The sequence below is a fragment of the Pseudomonas sp. NA-150 genome (assembly GCF_044336365.1).
In the GTDB taxonomy this organism is placed as follows: domain Bacteria; phylum Pseudomonadota; class Gammaproteobacteria; order Pseudomonadales; family Pseudomonadaceae; genus Aquipseudomonas.
This window is the reverse complement of sequence record NZ_CP172305.1, coordinates 5,356,470-5,371,599: the sequence shown is the minus strand read 5'-3', so window position 1 is coordinate 5,371,599 and position 15,130 is coordinate 5,356,470. Positions and strand designations below refer to the sequence as shown.

Sequence of the window (15,130 nt, the reverse complement as noted above, 5' to 3'; positions counted from 1 at the left end):
GCCCCTGTATTTGTTATGATGCCGCCGCTATTTCGCAGGTAATCCCGACTATTTTACTAGGTCTAATAGTTGACTTAAATACTCGGGAATAGCATACTCGCCCTCATTCCGAACCTCCGTGGTAACTGCCATGCGACTGACTACAAAAGGCCGATACGCTGTAACTGCCATGCTTGATCTGGCGTTACATGCGCAGCATGGGCCAGTGTCTCTGGCCGATATCTCTGAGCGGCAAGGCATCTCCCTGTCCTACCTCGAGCAACTGTTCGCCAAATTGCGTCGCAGCAATCTGGTGTCGAGCGTGCGCGGTCCTGGTGGTGGTTACCAGTTGTCCCGCGACATGAAAGGCATCCAGGTCGCGCAAGTGATCGACGCAGTCAACGAATCCGTCGATGCGACGCGTTGCCAGGGGCTAGGCGATTGCCATGCCGGCGATACCTGCCTGACCCACCACTTGTGGTGCGACCTCAGTCAGCAAATCCACGAATTCCTTAGCGGTATAAGCCTGGCCGACCTTGTTACTCGCCGTGAGGTGCAAGAAGTCGCTCAGCGTCAGGATCTGCGTCGCAACACATGCAGAACACCGCAGCTGGATAAGATCGAAACATCAGCCGTCGAATGAACGCAGATGAATGAGCGGCGCGCCTGCCTGATAGGAGAGACTCAATGAAATTGCCGATTTACCTCGATTACTCCGCGACTACCCCAGTCGATCCGCGCGTTGCGCAGAAGATGAGTGAATGCCTGCTGGTTGACGGAAACTTCGGTAACCCGGCATCGCGCTCCCACGTCTTTGGCTGGAAAGCTGAAGAGTCGGTCGAAAATGCTCGCCGTCAGGTTGCTGATCTGGTGAACGCCGACCCGCGTGAAATCGTCTGGACCTCCGGTGCCACCGAGTCTGACAACCTGGCGATCAAAGGTGTTGCTCACTTTTACGCCAGCAAAGGCAAGCACCTGATCACCTCCAAGATCGAGCACAAAGCGGTCCTGGACACCACGCGTCAACTGGAGCGTGAAGGTTTCGAAGTCACCTACCTCGAGCCGGGCGAAGACGGCCTGATCACGCCGGCGATGATCGAAGCAGCGCTGCGTGACGACACAATTCTGGTCTCGGTCATGCACGTCAACAACGAAATCGGCACCATCAACGACATCGCGGCCATCGGTGAGCTGACCCGTTCGCGCGGTGTGTTGTTGCACGTCGATGCGGCACAGTCCACCGGCAAGGTCGAGATCGACCTGTCCAAGCTGAAAGTCGACCTGATGTCGTTCTCGGCGCACAAGACCTACGGCCCTAAAGGCATCGGCGCACTGTACGTCAGTCGCAAGCCGCGTGTTCGCCTCGAAGCGACCATGCACGGCGGCGGTCACGAACGTGGCATGCGTTCCGGTACCCTGGCGACCCACCAGATCGTCGGTATGGGCGAAGCGTTCCGTGTGGCCAAAGAAGACATGGCTGCCGAAAACGTGCGCATCAAAGCCTTGAGCGACCGTTTCTACAAGCAGGTTGAAGACCTGGAAGAGCTGTACATCAACGGCAGCATGACTTCCCGCGTTCCGCACAACCTGAACCTGAGCTTCAACTACGTTGAAGGCGAGTCGCTGATCATGGCGCTCAAGGACCTGGCGGTCTCGTCCGGTTCGGCCTGCACCTCGGCGTCGCTTGAGCCTTCGTACGTGCTGCGCGCCATTGGCCGCAACGACGAGCTGGCACACAGCTCGATCCGCTTCACCTTCGGCCGTTTCACCACCGAAGAAGAAATCGACTACGCCGCGCAGAAAGTTTGCGAGGCCGTTACCAAGCTGCGCGCTTTGTCGCCGCTGTGGGACATGTACAAAGACGGCGTCGACATCTCGAAAATCGAGTGGGCAGCGCACTAATTTAAAGTCGCCTCCCCAACGGGCCCTGCGGATCCAGTATCCGACTCGGCCCGAAGAGCGATTCCTGATGAAAGAGGATTGATTACCATGGCTTACAGCGAAAAGGTCATTGACCACTACGAGAACCCGCGCAACGTCGGCAAGATGGACGCGGAAGATCCAGATGTTGGCACTGGCATGGTCGGCGCACCGGCGTGCGGCGACGTGATGCGCCTGCAAATCAAGGTCAACGAGCAGGGCATCATCGAAGACGCCAAGTTCAAGACCTATGGTTGCGGTTCGGCGATCGCTTCCAGCTCCCTGGCAACCGAGTGGATGAAGGGCAAGACTCTGGATGAAGCAGAGACCATCAAGAACACTCAACTGGCTGAAGAGCTGGCGTTGCCTCCGGTGAAGATTCACTGCTCGGTGCTCGCAGAAGACGCTATCAAGGCGGCCGTTCGCGACTACAAGCAGAAGAAAGGCTTGCTCTGAACAGAGCCTCTTTTTAACGAAGCTTGATTCAAGTAAGGAGTTTCGATGGCTATCAGCATGACAGAAGCTGCCGCTAACCACGTCCGTCGCTCCCTCGACGGTCGCGGCAAAGGTGACGGCGTTCGCCTGGGTGTTCGCACCACGGGCTGTTCCGGTCTGGCCTACGTGTTGGAGTTCGTCGATGAGGCGGACAGCGAAGACACCGTGTACGAATTGCACGGCGTCAAAGTGATCATCGATCCGAAAAGCCTGGTCTATCTCGATGGCACAGAGCTCGATTTCGTCAAGGAAGGGTTGAACGAAGGCTTCAAGTTCAACAACCCCAACTCGCGCGGTGAATGTGGCTGCGGCGAAAGCTTCAATATCTGAGGCTGAACGTGGGTACTCCTTGTCATTTCGCTTTATTCGAGCTGAAACCCGGTTTCCGTTTGGATCTCGATCAGTTGGCGACGCGCTACCGTGAGTTGGCGCGTGGCGTACACCCGGACCGTTTCGCTGATGCTTCCGAGCGTGAGCAGCGCCTGGCGCTCGAACATTCGGCCAGTCTCAACGAGGCCTACCAGACGCTCAAGAACGCTCCGAAACGGGCGCGTTACTTGCTGACGCTGAGCGGGCACGAGATCCCGTTGGAAGTCACCGTGCAAGACCCCGAGTTTCTGATGCAGCAGATGCAATGGCGCGAAGAGCTTGAGGAGTTGCAGGATGATGCCGACCTGGCGGGTGTCGCGGTCTTCAAGCGCCGGCTCAAAGTGGCTCAGGAACAACTGAACGAAAGCTTCGCTGTTTGTTGGGATGATGCTGCACAGCGCGAACAGGCCGAGCGCCTGATGCGTCGCATGCAGTTCCTCGACAAGCTCACCTACGAAGTGCGCCAGCTGGAAGAGCGCCTCGACGATTAACTCCGTGCTGGCCCTGGCCGCACGCCTGTGAAATTCAGATAAGCATGGCCCTACTGCAGATCGCCGAACCCGGCCAAAGTCCTCAACCACACCAACGTCGTTTGGCTGTGGGTATCGACTTGGGTACTACCAATTCGCTGGTCGCTGCATTGCGCAGTGGTCTTTCCGAGCCGCTGGCCGACGCTGACGGGCAGGTCATCCTGCCGTCCGCCGTCCGCTATCACGCTGATCGCGTCGAAGTCGGGCAGAGCGCCAAAAGCGCCGCCGCGGTCGACCCGTTCAATACCGTGCTGTCGGTCAAGCGCTTGATGGGCCGTGGCCTGTCTGACGTCAAGCAGCTCGGCGAACAACTGCCTTACCGCTTTGTCGGTGGTGAGTCGCACATGCCGTTCATCGATACTGTCCAGGGCGCGAAAAGCCCGGTGGAAGTGTCGGCGGAAATCCTCAAGGTGCTGCGTCAGCGCGCCGAAGAGGCGCTGGGTGGCGAACTGGTCGGAGCGGTGATTACTGTTCCGGCCTATTTCGACGATGCTCAGCGCCAGGCCACCAAGGACGCAGCGCGTCTGGCCGGGCTTAACGTGCTGCGTCTGCTCAATGAGCCCACCGCAGCGGCAGTCGCCTATGGTCTGGATCAACACGCTGAAGGCGTGGTGGCGATCTACGACCTGGGCGGTGGCACCTTTGATATCTCCATCCTGCGCCTGACCGGCGGTGTGTTCGAAGTGTTGGCAACCGGCGGCGACACGGCGCTGGGTGGCGACGATTTCGATCACGCAATTGCCAGCTGGATCGTCAGTGAAGCGGGCCTTTCCGCCGACCTCGATCCGTCTGCGCAACGCAGCCTGCTGCAAACCGCTTGCGTCGCCAAAGAAGCGTTGACCGATGTCGATTCGGTTGACGTTTCGCATGGCGAATGGCGTTCGGTGCTGACTCGTCAGGCGTTCGATGCGCTGCTGGAGCCGATGCTGGCTCGTAGCCTGAAAGCCTGTCGGCGTGCGGTGCGGGATGCTGGCATCGAAATCGAAGACGTCGAGGCGGTGGTCATGGTCGGCGGTTCGACCCGTGTGCCGCGCGTTCGCGAGGCGGTAGGCGAGTTGTTTGGTCGTCGTCCGCTGACCGAAATCGACCCGGATCAAGTGGTGGCCATCGGTGCCGCGATCCAGGCTGATACCTTGGCTGGCAACAAGCGCGATGGTGAAGAGCTGTTGCTGCTGGACGTGATTCCGCTGTCCCTGGGGCTGGAAACCATGGGCGGGCTGATGGAGAAGGTGATTCCGCGCAACACCACCATCCCGGTCGCTCGCGCACAGGATTTCACCACCTACAAAGACGGCCAGTCGGCGATGATGGTGCATGTGCTGCAAGGCGAGCGTGAGCTGATCAGCGACTGCCGTTCCCTGGCGCGCTTCGAGCTGCGCGGTATTCCGGCGATGGTGGCGGGCGCGGCGAAAATCCGTGTCACCTTCCAGGTCGATGCCGACGGCTTGCTCAGTGTCTCTGCCCGTGAGTTGGGTTCGGGCGTGGAGTCGAGCATCCAGGTCAAGCCATCCTACGGCCTGACCGACGGCGAAATCGCGCGCATGCTCAAGGACTCGTTCCAGCATGCCAGTGATGACAAGGTCGCCCGCGTGTTGCGTGAGCAGCAAGTGGACGCTCAGCGCCTGATCGAAGCGGTGCAAGGCGCGCTGGAGGCTGACGGTGATCGCTTGCTCGACGCTGACGAGCGGCTGGCCATCGAGCACCAGATGCAGGAACTGACTGAATTGATGCAAGGCACCGATGGTCTGGCCATCGAGCAACAGACCAAGCGTCTGTCGCAGGTGACCGATGCCTTCGCTGCCCGACGCCTGGACTCGACGGTGAAGTCCGCGCTGGCAGGCCGTAATCTGAATGAAATCGAGGAATAACTGATGCCGCAGATCATTTTTCTGCCTCACGCCGAGCATTGCCCGGACGGTATGGTGGTAGAGGCCGAAACCGGTAAGTCGATTCTCGAAGTGGCCCATGACAACCATATCGAGCTTGAGAGCGCCTGCGGTGGCGTCTGCGCCTGCACCACCTGCCATTGCATCATTCGCGAAGGTTTTGATTCGCTGAATGAGGCCGATGAGCTGGAAGAGGACTATCTTGATCGGGCCTGGGGATTGGAGGCGCAGTCGCGTCTGACCTGCCAGGCAAAGGTCGGGACTGAAGACCTGACCGTTGAAATTCCGAAATACTCGCTTAACCATGCTGCCGAAGCGCCGCACTGATTCAAGGGAACTGTCATGAGCCTGAAATGGGTTGATGTGCTGGAAATCGCGATCCAACTGGCTGAAAGCAAGCCTGATACCGATCCGCGCTACGTGAATTTCGTCGATCTGCAACGCTGGGTCGTAGCTTTGCCAGAATTCAGCGACGATCCGACGCGCGGTGGCGAGAAGGTGCTGGAGGCCATTCAGGCGGCCTGGATCGAAGAGGCGGATTGAGTCCGTCGCATGCAGTTAGGCAATACCTCTAAACCCGCGTATAATTCGCGGGTTTAATTTTTCGCAAATTACCGTTTCTGGAGTTACACCATGGCTGTTCAACGTACTTTCTCCATCATCAAGCCTGACGCTGTTGCAAAAAACGTTATCGGCGAGATCACCACTCGTTTCGAAAAAGCTGGCCTGCGCGTTGTAGCTTCGAAACTGAAGCAACTGTCCAAGGCTGAAGCTGAAGGCTTCTACGCTGAACACAGCGCTCGTGGTTTCTTCGGCGACCTGGTTGCTTTCATGATCTCCGGTCCGGTTGTCGTTCAGGTTCTGGAAGGCGAAAACGCTATCGCTCTGAACCGTGAGCTGATGGGCGCTACCAACCCTAAAGAAGCAGCTGCCGGCACCATCCGCGCTGATTTCGCTGATTCGATCGATGCCAACGCGGTACACGGTTCGGACTCCGAAGCCGCTGCTGCCCGTGAAATCTCGTACTTCTTCGCAGCTACTGAAGTAACCACTCGCTAAGCATTGGCTTAAGAGTGAAGGTGAAACCATGACTACATCGATCGGCAAAATTAACCTGTTGGGTCTGACTCAGCTGGAAATGGAAAAATTCTTCGACTCAATCGGGGAGAAGCGTTTCCGTGCCGGTCAGGTAATGAAGTGGATTCACCATCTTGGCGTCGATGATTTCGACGCCATGACGAACGTCAGCAAGGCCCTGCGTGAAAAACTCAAGGCCTGTGCTGAAGTTCGTGGTCCTGAAGTGGTCAGCGAGGACATCTCTACCGATGGCACCCGTAAGTGGGTGGTTCGCGTCGAGTCCGGCAGCTGCGTCGAGACCGTTTACATCCCTCAGGGCAAACGCGGCACCTTGTGTGTTTCGTCCCAGGCGGGTTGTGCCCTGGATTGCAGTTTCTGCTCCACCGGCAAACAAGGCTTCAATAGCAACCTCACCGCCGCCGAAGTCATCGGTCAGGTGTGGATTGCCAACAAATCCTTTGGCAGTATCCCGGCAACCGCCGACCGTGCCATCACCAACGTGGTGATGATGGGCATGGGGGAGCCGCTGCTGAACTTCGATAATGTCGTGGCCGCCATGCATCTGATGATGGATGATCTGGGCTATGGCATTTCCAAGCGTCGGGTGACGTTGTCCACCTCCGGCGTGGTACCGATGATCGATGAGCTCTCCAAGCACATCGACGTCTCTTTGGCCCTGTCGCTGCACGCGCCCAACGACGCGCTGCGCAATCAGCTGGTACCGATCAACAAGAAGTACCCGCTCAAGGTCCTGCTCGAATCCTGCCAGCGCTACATGTCGTCGCTCGGCGAGAAACGTGTGCTGACCATTGAGTACACCTTGCTCAAGGACATCAATGATAAGGTCGAGCACGCCGTCGAGATGATCGAGCTGCTCAAGGATATACCTTGCAAGATCAACCTGATCCCGTTCAACCCGTTTCCGCACTCGGGTTATGAGCGCCCGAGCAACAATGCGATTCGTCGTTTTCAGGATCAGTTGCATCACGCCGGTTTCAACGTCACTGTGCGCACCACGCGCGGCGAAGATATCGATGCGGCTTGCGGTCAGTTGGTTGGCCAGGTCATGGATCGTACTCGTCGCAGCGAACGTTATATCGCTGTACGCGAGTTGAGCGTCGAGGCCGATCTGGCTCAAAGCGCTGCGCCCCGTACCTGACTGAGAGGCTTTTGATGACCTTGCGTGCTGCACTGCTGTTGTGTTTTGTCAGCTTGCTGGTCGGCTGTGTATCAACGGGGAATGTCGACCCGATGAGCACCAGCAAAGGCCGGGATGCGGCGCGTGCGGCCTACGTCCAGCTGGGTGTAGGCTACCTGCAGCAAGGTCAGACCGAACTCGCCAAGGTTCCGCTGAAAAAGGCCCTCGACCTGGACAGCTCCGACCCGGATGCCAATGCCGCGCTGGCCGTGGTATTTCAGGCGGAAATGGAACCCGAGCTGGCAGACAAGCAATATCAGAAAGCCCTGTCATCGCGCTCCAACGACGCACGAATCCTGAATAACTACGGCAGCTTTCTGTACGACCAGAAGCGTTACAAGGAAGCCGGCGAGCGTTTTCTCCAAGCCTCCAACGATACGCTCTACACCGAACGCTCGCGGGTATTCGAGAACCTGGGGCTGACGGCCATCAAGCTTGGCCAGCGTGACGAAGCCATCACTTATTTCACCAAAGCATTGCGTCTGGACCCTCGGCAACCGCGCTCATTGCTGGAAATGGCTGAGTTGTCTTACGAAGACAGGCATTATGTGCCCTCACGCGACTATTACGACCGTTTTAGCCAACTGAGCGACCAGAATGCACGTAGTCTATTGCTCGGTGCGCGGTTGGCAAAAATCTACGACGATCGCAACAAGGCGGCCAGTTACGCCTTGCAACTAAAAAGACTCTATCCCGGTACGCCGGAATATCAGCAATACCTGTCGGAGCAATGATGAAAGCGGCGCATCCCGAAGTTGTAGCAGCCACTCGCGCAAACCCTGGTGAAACCTTGCGCCAGGGCCGTGAGAGTAAAAACTGGTCGCTGCCCGATGTGGCTTCGAGGCTCAACCTCACCGTAACGTCCTTGAGCAACGTCGAGTCTGGCGATTTTGAAAAGCTGCCTGGGCACACGTTTGCCCGCGGCTATATCCGTGCCTACGCCAAACTGCTGGGCCTGGATCAGACCTTGCTGGTGCAACAGTTCGATCACTACACCGGTACCGATGGCCAGGGCAGCAACGTGCATAGCCTGGGCCGTATCGAAGAACCGGTGCGCCTGTCGCACAACATTTTGCGCATTGTCAGCCTGTTGTTGCTGATCGTGTTGGTGGGCGCTGGATTTTTCTGGTGGCAAGACCAGGCAGCGATGCGCGGCAAAGAACCAACCGGCATGAACCTGGAGCACGTCGAAGTCGAAAGCGCCGACGGCACGACGCAGATTCACCCGCTGGATGAGCCGGAAGACCAGGCGGTCGCCGAGAACCAGAGCACACCGGCAACGCCTGCGGTCACACCTGCCGATGTTGCGGCCGCTGCTGCTGTTGCACCGTCTGTAGCGGCGGCGGCTGCTGTCGCGCCTGCCCAGGTGGTTGCGGTTGCACCGGTCCATGTCGCCGTGGCGCCGGTGGTGCCTGCTGCTCCGGTGCATACCGCGCCATTGGCTCCGGTCACCACCGTTGCACCGACACCGGCGACCACCGCGCCCGTCACCACGCCAGCGGCCCCGGCCGTTGTTGCGGCGGGTGCTGGCCAGGTCCACATACAGTTTGTGAATGATTGCTGGACCCAGGTTACTGATGGCAATGGTAAAGTGTTGGTCAGCGGTCTGAAACGCAAAGGCGATAGCCTGGACGTCAGCGGCAAGCCGCCACTGACCGTGCGACTGGGCTTCGCTCGCGGCGTTCAAGTGAGCTACAACGGCCAGCCCGTGGATGTAGCACCCTTTACCAGCGGCGAAACTGCTCGCCTGAAATTAGGGCAATAAGTCATGCACGGTGAATCCCCGATCAAGCGTCGCGAATCTCGTAAAATCTGGGTCGGTTCTGTTCCGGTGGGCGGCGATGCGCCTATCGCGGTGCAGAGCATGACCAACAGTGACACCAACGATGTTGCCGCCACCGTGGCCCAGATCAATCGTCTGGAAGCTGCTGGCGTCGATATCGTGCGGATTTCGGTGCCGGACATGGACGCTGCCGAAGCGTTTGGCCGGATCAAGAAGCTGGTCAAAGTGCCGCTGGTTGCCGACATCCACTTCGACTACAAGATTGCCCTGCGTGTCGCCGAACTGGGCGTTGATTGCTTGCGCATCAACCCGGGCAACATCGGTCGCGAAGACCGTGTGCGTGCGGTGGTCAATGCAGCGCGCGACCGTGGGATCCCGATCCGCATCGGCGTCAACGCCGGTTCGCTTGAAAAAGACCTGCAGAAAAAATACGGCGAGCCGACCCCGGAGGCACTGGTCGAATCTGCGCTGCGCCATGTCGAGCATCTGCAACGCCTGGATTTCCAGGACTTCAAGGTCAGCGTCAAGGCCAGTGATGTGTTCATGGCGGTCGCGGCTTATCGCCTGTTGGCCAAGCAAATCGTTCAGCCGTTGCACCTGGGCATCACCGAAGCCGGTGGCCTGCGTTCAGGCACAGTGAAATCGGCGGTGGGCCTAGGTATGCTGCTCGCCGAAGGAATTGGCGATACTATCCGCATCTCGTTGGCCGCTGACCCGGTCGAAGAGGTGAAAGTCGGCTATGACATCCTCAAATCGTTGCACCTTCGTTCGCGTGGCATCAACTTCATCGCCTGCCCGAGCTGCTCGAGGCAGAACTTCGATGTGGTCAAGACCATGAACGAGCTGGAAGGGCGCCTCGAAGATTTGCTGGTGCCGCTGGACGTCGCAGTCATCGGGTGTGTGGTCAACGGTCCGGGCGAGGCCAAAGAGGCGCATATCGGCCTGGCCGGTGGTTCGCCGAACCTGATCTACATCGATGGCAAACCGGCGCAGAAATTGACCAATGAAAATCTGGTGGACGACCTTGAACGTTTGATCCGTCAGAAAGCAGCCGAGAAGGTCGAGGCCGACGCAGCGCTCATCGCGCGCGGCTAATTCAGACCCATACAGATTTCGCTAAGGATTTTTTGTGAGTAAGTCTCTACAAGCCATTCGTGGCATGAACGACATCCTGCCCGATCAGACGCCGCTGTGGCGCTATTTCGAAGGCACGGTTTCGCGTCTGCTGGATAACTATGGTTATCGCCAGATCCGCATGCCGATCGTCGAGTTCACTGACCTGTTCAAGCGTTCCATCGGTGAAGTGACCGACATCGTCGAAAAAGAGATGTACACCTTCGAGGACCGTAACGGCGACTCCCTGACCCTGCGTCCGGAAGGCACTGCCGCGTGCGTGCGTGCCGTGCTCGAACACGGTATTACCGGTGGCGGCCAGGTTCAGAAACTCTGGTACATCGGCCCGATGTTCCGTCACGAACGTCCACAGAAAGGCCGTTATCGCCAGTTCCACCAGATCGGCGTTGAAGTGTTCAACCTCGACGGTCCGGACATCGACGCCGAGCTGATCGTGCTGACCTGGCGCCTGTGGGGCCTGCTGGGCATTCGCAACGCGGTCAAGCTGGAGTTGAACAGCCTGGGCACCAGCGAAGCGCGTGCGCGTTATCGTGATGCGCTGGTCGAGTTTTTGTCGGCGCGCCTGAGCGAACTCGACGAAGACAGCCAGCGTCGCCTGAAAACCAACCCTTTGCGCGTGCTCGACACCAAGAACCCTGAGACCCAGGCGGTGTTGGTCGATGCGCCGAAGCTGGCGGATTACCTGGACGACGAGTCGCGTATCCACTTTGACGGCCTCAAGGCGCGTCTGGATGCGGCGGGTATCCCGTACGTGATCAATCCCAAGCTGGTACGCGGGCTCGATTACTACAGCAAAACCGTTTTCGAATGGGTCACCGATCAGTTGGGCGCCCAGGGCACCGTATGTGCCGGTGGTCGTTACGACGGTCTGGTCGAGCAAATGGGCGGCAAGCCTACCACTGGCGTTGGTTTCGCCATGGGCATCGAGCGTCTGGTGCTGTTGCTCGAAACCCTGGAGCAGATCCCGGAAGAAATCTCGCGTCAGGTCGACGTCTACCTGTGTGCCTTCGGTGAAGCTGCCGAACTGGCTGCACTGGCGCTGACCGAACGTGTGCGTGACCAGTTGCCGAACCTGCGTTTGCAGGTCAATGCCGGCGCTGGCAGTTTCAAAAGCCAGTTCAAAAAGGCCGACAAGAGCGGCGCGGACTACGCGCTGATCCTGGGCGAGGAAGAACTGGCCCAGCAAGTGATAGGTGTCAAACCCCTGCGTGGCCAGGGCGAACAACAAAATATTGCCTGGGATGCTCTGTCCGAGCACCTGGCCGCCTGCGTTGTGCAGGGTTGAAGCTGATAAACAGCCGATTTACGAATAAGGAGTATTGGGGTGTCGGGTACCGAAGATGATGAGCTGGCGGCAGTAAAGGACTGGTGGCAACGCAACGGCAAACCCCTGGTCACCGGCGGTATGCTGGCGTTGATTGTGGTATTGGGCTGGCAGGCCTGGCACAGATATCAGAGCAATCAGTCGCAAGGCGCCTCGATTCTCTATCAGCAATTGCTGGAAACGACCCTGACTCCGGATGGCAAGGCAGACGTTGCACGCGTATCGGATATCGCCAACAAGCTGAAAAGCGAGTTCGGTGGTACGGCGTACGCGCAATACGGCAGCCTGTTCGTCGCCAAAGTGGCAGTCGATACCGGCAAGCTGGATGACGCTGCGGCAGAACTGAAGTCCGTGGTCGACAAGCCGGTCAGCGATACCTTGGGCGAAGTGGCGCGTCAGCGTCTGGCTCGGGTGTTGGCTGCACAAAACAAGGCTGCCGACGCACTCAAACTGCTCGATGGCGATGCCGACAAAGCATTCCTCGCCAGCCGCGAAGAACTCAAGGGCGACCTGCTGGTACAGCTGGGTCGTGCCGACGAGGCGCATGCTGCGTACCTGAAAGCCAAATCCGCGCTGTCTGAAGAAGCAGCTGTCGGTGGCCTGCAAATGAAACTCGACGACCTGGCTAAAGGGGATGCGTGACGTGATGCGTTGGAAACATGCAGCATTGCTGGCCCTGGCCGTTCTGGTCGTGGGTTGCAGCAGCAACAGCAAGAAAGAATTGCCACCCGCCGAGTTGACCGACTTCAAAGAAGAAGTGGTGTTGCACAAGGAATGGAGCCGTTCGATTGGTGACGGCCAGGGCGATGTCTACAACATGGTGACTCCGGCCATCGACGGCGAGCATATCTATGCCGCCGACGTGACTGGCGTCGTGATGTCGCTGAACCGCCTCACCGGTGACGTGATCTGGAAGAAAGACCTTGAACTGCCTGTATCCGGTGCCGTTGGCTCGGGTTACGGTCTGATCATGCTCGGCACCTTGAAAGGTGAAGTGGTGGTTCTCGATGCCACCACCGGCGATATCAAATGGAAGGCGCGCGCGACCAGTGAAATCCTGGCCGCACCTGGCACCAACGGCGATGTGGTTGTGGTTCAGACTCAGGATGACCGCGTGATCGGCTATGATGCCGCCACCGGTAACCAGCGTTGGATCTACGAAAGCACGCCTGCGGTTCTGACGTTGCGTGGCACTGGCGCGCCGCTCGTGACCAACCACCTCGCGGTGGCGGGTCTGTCGACCGGTAAAGTGGTCGCACTGGACACCAGCAACGGCGTGCCGATCTGGGAACAGCGCGTTGCTATTCCACAAGGCCGTTCGGAACTGGATCGTGTGGTCGACATCGACGGTGGCTTGCTGCTGTCGGGCGGCAAACTGTATGTCGCTACCTACCAGGGTCGTGTCGCTTCTCTGGATCTGGAAAGCGGCCGCGTCCTTTGGCAGCGTGATGCTTCCAGCTACTCGGGCGTTGCCCAGGGTTTTGGTAGCGTTTACGTGAGTCTGGCCAACGGTACCGTTCAAGGCATCGACGAGCGTTCGACCACCGCGTTGTGGAGCAATGATCAGCTGGCTCGCCGTCAGTTGGGTGCTCCGGAAGTGTATTCCAGCTACGTGGCAGTCGGTGACATGGAAGGCTATCTGCACCTGTTGAGCCAGGTTGATGGTCGCTTTGTCGGGCGTGAGAAAATCGACGGCGATGGCCTGCGGGCCCGTCCGCTGGTCGAAGGCAACATGATTTACGTCTACGGCAACAGCGGCAAGCTGGAAGCCCTGACGATCAAGTAACACCTGTCTATGCTTGAGACTTGAAGGTTTCAGGCGGCCTTGCTCCGGCAAGGCCTGCGGCACTTCGTGTGCTGCTCCGAACTCCGGCCGCTGCCCTGCAGCGGCTTTTGTATTTTCTGAAATAACGAAGTGGAGAGCCGCATGGTTCCCGTAATCGCCCTGGTGGGTCGACCGAACGTCGGCAAGTCCACCTTATTCAACCGCCTGACCAGGACTCGCGACGCCATTGTCGGCGATCTGTCCGGTCTGACCCGTGATCGCCAATACGGTGAGGCTAAGTGGCAAGGGCGCACCTACATTCTGATCGACACTGGCGGTATCTCCGGTGATGAGCATGGCATGGACGAAAAGATGGCCGAGCAGTCGCTGCTGGCCATTGAAGAAGCCGATGTCGTGCTGTTCCTGGTAGACGCCCGTGCCGGGTTTACCGCTTCTGACCAAATGATAGGCGAGCACCTGCGCAAGCGTGGCAAGCGTGCTTACGTGGTTGCCAACAAGGTCGACAACATTGACCCGGAAATGGCCCGCGCTGAATTCAGCCCGTTGGGCATGGGCGATGCGATTCCGGTAGCCGGTGCGCACGGTCGTGGCATCACCCAGATGCTGGAAATCGCGCTGAGCGAATTCCCGAAAGACGCCGATGAAGACATCGAAGTCGAAGACGTCGCCGAAGGTCAGGAAGCCAAGCGCATTCCTGGCCCGAGCGAAAAAGACGGGATCAAGATCGCGATCATCGGTCGTCCAAACGTCGGCAAGTCGACGCTGGTCAACCGCATGCTGGGTGAGGACCGGGTTATCGTTTATGACGAACCCGGCACCACTCGCGACAGTATCTATATCCCGTTCGAGCGTAACGACGAGAAGTACACGCTGATCGACACCGCCGGTGTGCGCAAGCGCGGCAAGATCCACGAGGAAGTCGAAAAGTTCTCGGTGGTGAAAACCCTGCAGGCAATCAAAGACGCCAACGTGGTGATCTTCGTGATGGACGCCCGCGAGGGTGTGGTTGATCACGATCTGAACCTGCTGGGCTTCGCTATTGAAGCCGGTCGTGCGCTGGTCATCGCCATCAACAAATGGGACGGCATGACCCCGAGCGAGCGCGACTTCGTCAAGGTCGAGCTGCAACGCCGGTTGTTCTTCGTCGACTTCGCCGACATCCACTTCATCTCGGCGTTGCACGGCACCGGTGTGGGCAACCTCTACCAGTCCGTACAGAACTCGTTCAAGTCTGCCGTGACCCGCTGGCCGACCAACCGTCTGACTCAGATTCTTGAAGATGCGGTGAGCGAGCACGCGCCACCGATGGTCGGCAGCCGCCGTATCAAGCTGCGTTATGCGCACTTGGGTGGTGCCAACCCGCCGATTATCGTGATCCACGGTAACCAGGTTGACGCGGTTCCGAAGTCCTACGTTCGTTATCTGGAAAACACCTACCGTCGCGTGCTGAAACTGGTCGGTACACCGATCCGGATCGAGTTCAAAGGTGGTGAGAACCCGTACGAAGGCAATAAGAACACGCTCACCGACCGTCAGGTCAACAAGAAGCGTCGGATGATGTCGCACCACAAGAAAGCCGACAAAAAGCGCCGCGATAAGCGCTGATTGTGTAACGGTCTTTCTCGAAAAGGGCGCCAATGGCGCCTTTT

Annotated in this window: 17 protein-coding genes; all 17 read left to right on the top strand. The window is 58.5% G+C overall.

What is annotated here, in order from left to right; genetic code table 11:
• Positions 1–130 precede the first annotated feature (130 nt).
• Complete coding sequence (gene iscR, locus ACF0H7_RS25300; protein WP_397449569.1) at positions 131–622, top strand: Fe-S cluster assembly transcriptional regulator IscR; 492 nt, start codon at positions 131–133, stop codon at positions 620–622.
• 44 nt (positions 623–666) lie between these two features.
• On the top strand, positions 667–1,881 hold the full coding sequence (locus ACF0H7_RS25295) for an IscS subfamily cysteine desulfurase (protein ID WP_397449568.1): 1,215 nt from the start codon (positions 667–669) through the stop codon (positions 1,879–1,881).
• Between the two features lie 87 nt (positions 1,882–1,968).
• A complete protein-coding gene (gene iscU, locus ACF0H7_RS25290; protein WP_259105889.1) occupies positions 1,969–2,355 on the top strand; it encodes a Fe-S cluster assembly scaffold IscU in 387 nt (128 codons plus the stop codon).
• Between the two features lie 45 nt (positions 2,356–2,400).
• On the top strand, positions 2,401–2,724 hold the full coding sequence (gene iscA / locus ACF0H7_RS25285; protein WP_397449567.1) for an iron-sulfur cluster assembly protein IscA: 324 nt from the start codon (positions 2,401–2,403) through the stop codon (positions 2,722–2,724).
• An 8-nt stretch (positions 2,725–2,732) separates the two neighbouring features.
• Complete coding sequence (gene hscB, locus ACF0H7_RS25280; RefSeq protein ID WP_397449566.1) at positions 2,733–3,254, top strand: co-chaperone HscB; 522 nt, start codon at positions 2,733–2,735, stop codon at positions 3,252–3,254.
• A gap of 44 nt (positions 3,255–3,298) precedes the next feature.
• Positions 3,299–5,161, top strand: a complete 1,863-nt coding sequence (hscA, locus tag ACF0H7_RS25275) for a Fe-S protein assembly chaperone HscA (RefSeq protein ID WP_397449565.1) — start codon at positions 3,299–3,301, stop codon at positions 5,159–5,161.
• Between the two features lie 3 nt (positions 5,162–5,164).
• Positions 5,165–5,506 carry an ISC system 2Fe-2S type ferredoxin gene (gene fdx, locus ACF0H7_RS25270; protein ID WP_397449564.1) on the top strand — a complete coding sequence of 114 codons (342 nt, stop codon included), beginning with the start codon at positions 5,165–5,167 and terminating at the stop codon, positions 5,504–5,506.
• 15 nt (positions 5,507–5,521) lie between these two features.
• A complete protein-coding gene (gene iscX / locus ACF0H7_RS25265; RefSeq protein ID WP_397449563.1) occupies positions 5,522–5,722 on the top strand; it encodes a Fe-S cluster assembly protein IscX in 201 nt (66 codons plus the stop codon).
• Positions 5,723–5,812: 90 nt separating this feature from the next.
• Positions 5,813–6,238 carry a nucleoside-diphosphate kinase gene (gene ndk / locus ACF0H7_RS25260; protein WP_007916882.1) on the top strand — a complete coding sequence of 142 codons (426 nt, stop codon included), beginning with the start codon at positions 5,813–5,815 and terminating at the stop codon, positions 6,236–6,238.
• A gap of 28 nt (positions 6,239–6,266) precedes the next feature.
• Positions 6,267–7,415 carry a 23S rRNA (adenine(2503)-C(2))-methyltransferase RlmN gene (gene rlmN / locus ACF0H7_RS25255; RefSeq protein ID WP_397449562.1) on the top strand — a complete coding sequence of 383 codons (1,149 nt, stop codon included), beginning with the start codon at positions 6,267–6,269 and terminating at the stop codon, positions 7,413–7,415.
• A 14-nt stretch (positions 7,416–7,429) separates the two neighbouring features.
• On the top strand, positions 7,430–8,188 hold the full coding sequence (gene pilW, locus ACF0H7_RS25250; RefSeq protein WP_397449561.1) for a type IV pilus biogenesis/stability protein PilW: 759 nt from the start codon (positions 7,430–7,432) through the stop codon (positions 8,186–8,188).
• Positions 8,188–9,219, top strand: a complete 1,032-nt coding sequence (locus ACF0H7_RS25245; RefSeq protein ID WP_397449560.1) for a helix-turn-helix domain-containing protein — start codon at positions 8,188–8,190, stop codon at positions 9,217–9,219. The genes pilW and ACF0H7_RS25245 overlap by 1 nt, the downstream gene beginning before the upstream one ends.
• 3 nt (positions 9,220–9,222) lie before the next feature.
• Entirely contained in the window at positions 9,223–10,332 is a 1,110-nt protein-coding gene (gene ispG / locus ACF0H7_RS25240; RefSeq protein WP_397449559.1) for a flavodoxin-dependent (E)-4-hydroxy-3-methylbut-2-enyl-diphosphate synthase, read from the top strand.
• A gap of 34 nt (positions 10,333–10,366) precedes the next feature.
• A complete protein-coding gene (gene hisS, locus ACF0H7_RS25235; RefSeq protein ID WP_397449558.1) occupies positions 10,367–11,656 on the top strand; it encodes a histidine--tRNA ligase in 1,290 nt (429 codons plus the stop codon).
• Between the two features lie 39 nt (positions 11,657–11,695).
• Positions 11,696–12,337 carry a tetratricopeptide repeat protein gene (locus ACF0H7_RS25230; protein ID WP_397449557.1) on the top strand — a complete coding sequence of 214 codons (642 nt, stop codon included), beginning with the start codon at positions 11,696–11,698 and terminating at the stop codon, positions 12,335–12,337.
• Positions 12,330–13,481: an outer membrane protein assembly factor BamB gene (gene bamB, locus ACF0H7_RS25225; RefSeq protein WP_397449556.1), complete on the top strand. Its 1,152-nt coding sequence runs from the start codon at positions 12,330–12,332 to the stop codon at positions 13,479–13,481. The genes ACF0H7_RS25230 and bamB overlap by 8 nt, the downstream gene beginning before the upstream one ends.
• Before the next feature lie 141 nt (positions 13,482–13,622).
• A complete protein-coding gene (gene der / locus ACF0H7_RS25220) occupies positions 13,623–15,086 on the top strand; it encodes a ribosome biogenesis GTPase Der (RefSeq protein WP_397449555.1) in 1,464 nt (487 codons plus the stop codon).
• Positions 15,087–15,130 lie beyond the last annotated feature (44 nt).

Bases quoted from the DNA above. Each gene is read 5' to 3' on its own strand.
- iscR (WP_397449569.1), top strand. From the start codon at position 131: ATGCGACTGACTACAAAAGGCCGATACGCTGTAACTGCCATGCTTGAT.
- ACF0H7_RS25295 (WP_397449568.1), top strand. From the start codon at position 667: ATGAAATTGCCGATTTACCTCGATTACTCCGCGACTACCCCAGTCGAT.
- iscU (WP_259105889.1), top strand. From the start codon at position 1,969: ATGGCTTACAGCGAAAAGGTCATTGACCACTACGAGAACCCGCGCAAC.
- iscA (WP_397449567.1), top strand. From the start codon at position 2,401: ATGGCTATCAGCATGACAGAAGCTGCCGCTAACCACGTCCGTCGCTCC.
- hscA (WP_397449565.1), top strand. From the start codon at position 3,299: ATGGCCCTACTGCAGATCGCCGAACCCGGCCAAAGTCCTCAACCACAC.
- fdx (WP_397449564.1), top strand. From the start codon at position 5,165: ATGCCGCAGATCATTTTTCTGCCTCACGCCGAGCATTGCCCGGACGGT.
- iscX (WP_397449563.1), top strand. From the start codon at position 5,522: ATGAGCCTGAAATGGGTTGATGTGCTGGAAATCGCGATCCAACTGGCT.
- ndk (WP_007916882.1), top strand. From the start codon at position 5,813: ATGGCTGTTCAACGTACTTTCTCCATCATCAAGCCTGACGCTGTTGCA.
- rlmN (WP_397449562.1), top strand. From the start codon at position 6,267: ATGACTACATCGATCGGCAAAATTAACCTGTTGGGTCTGACTCAGCTG.
- pilW (WP_397449561.1), top strand. From the start codon at position 7,430: ATGACCTTGCGTGCTGCACTGCTGTTGTGTTTTGTCAGCTTGCTGGTC.
- ACF0H7_RS25245 (WP_397449560.1), top strand. From the start codon at position 8,188: ATGAAAGCGGCGCATCCCGAAGTTGTAGCAGCCACTCGCGCAAACCCT.
- ispG (WP_397449559.1), top strand. From the start codon at position 9,223: ATGCACGGTGAATCCCCGATCAAGCGTCGCGAATCTCGTAAAATCTGG.
- bamB (WP_397449556.1), top strand. From the start codon at position 12,330: ATGCGTGACGTGATGCGTTGGAAACATGCAGCATTGCTGGCCCTGGCC.
- der (WP_397449555.1), top strand. From the start codon at position 13,623: ATGGTTCCCGTAATCGCCCTGGTGGGTCGACCGAACGTCGGCAAGTCC.